A 1,609-nucleotide genomic window follows, 5' to 3' on the forward strand; every position below is an offset into this window, starting at 1 on the left:
ACCCTGACCATCACCGGCTACAACCCCAGCACCGGGGTGGTGAGCTACAGCTTCACCCTGACTGGCAACGAAAGCCACCCGGACGGTGCTGGCGCGAACAGCATCAGCGAGCACTTCGACGTGGTCGCCAAAGATGTCGATGGCAGCACCGCCACCGGCAGCCTGGACGTGAACATCGTCGATGACGTACCGCAGGCGGCGGCCGACACCACCAGCGTGGTGGAAGGCGGGACAGCCACGGGCAACGTCCTGTGGAACGACAAGCTGGGGGCGGACCAGGCGGGCACCAGCAATGTTGTGGTCGGTGCACGCGCCGGCTCCGATACGTCGACATCGGCCATCGGCAATCTCAACACCGCGATCGTTGGCCAGTACGGCACCTTGACCATTGATGCGGCGGGCAATGCGGTCTATCACGCCAATCCGAATGCGGTGCTGCCGCAAGGCGCCAGCGATGTTTTCGTGTACACCATTCGCGACACTGACGGTGACGAGAGCACCACGACCATCACGATCAACGTGCAGGACTGCTCGCTCGTTGCCGGCCCCGTTGGCGGGGTAACGGTCCACGAGAGTGCCCTTGATACGCATCAGGACGGCAACGACCTGGCCGCTGGCAGCGTCACTGGTAGCGACCCGGACTCGACCCGCGAAACCGCCAGCGGCACCTTGGTCGGTTCTGCCAGCGGCGGTGTCGGTGCGTTGACCTACAGCCTGGTAAGCGATGCCACAGGCCAGTACGGCCAGCTTCACCTGAACGCCGATGGTACCTACACCTACACCTTGACCTCACCGGCCAATTCGCCGACCCACGCCAATGACGGCCCCAACACCGTCACTGAAACCTTCACCTATCAGGTGAAAGACTCGGTCGGCAATTCGACCACCAGCACCATCGTCATCACCATCGTCGATGACGTACCGCAAGCCCATAGCGATTACACCAGTGTGTACAAGGGCGACGAGGTGCGCGGCAATGTGCTGTACAACGATGTGGTCGGTGCCGACGTGCGCAGCGATGGCAACTACGTGGTCGGCGTGCGCGCCGGCAGCGATACCAGCACCTCGGCCATCGGCCAGCTGAACACCCAGGTGAACGGCCAATACGGCTACCTGACCATCGACGAGAAGGGCAACGCGGTCTACCACTCCAACCCGGACGTGGTGTCGCCGCGAGATGCCGTCGACACCTTCGTCTACACCATCCGCGATGCCGACGGTGACGAGAGCACCACGACGATCACCATCAACGTCCACAACTCACTGATGGCTTGTGCGGACCGCGATGTCACGGTGTACGAAAACGCTCTGGACCTGCACAAGGACGGCAACGACCTCGCCGCCGGCAGCGTCACTGGCAGCGATCCGGACTCGACCCGCGAAACCGCCAGCGGCACCTTGGTCGGTTCTGCCAGCGGCGGTGTCGGTGCGTTGACCTACAGCCTGGTAAGCGATGCCACGGGCCAGTACGGCCAGCTTCACCTGAACGCCGACGGCACCTACACCTACACCCTGACTTCACCGGCCAATTCGCCGACCCACGCCAATGACGGCCCTAACACCGTCACTGAAACCTTCACCTATCAGGTGAAAGACTCGGTCGGCAATT

1 protein-coding gene is annotated in these 1,609 nt (G+C 62.8%); it reads left to right on the plus strand.

The window, feature by feature from the left end:
* Positions 1–1,609: VCBS domain-containing protein (locus tag BGP85_RS12345; RefSeq protein ID WP_219811575.1), on the plus strand; the 1,609-nt coding region annotated here is incomplete at both ends.

It is taken from the genome of Pseudomonas putida (assembly GCF_002906855.1).
GTDB classification, from domain to species: domain Bacteria; phylum Pseudomonadota; class Gammaproteobacteria; order Pseudomonadales; family Pseudomonadaceae; genus Aquipseudomonas; species Aquipseudomonas putida_N.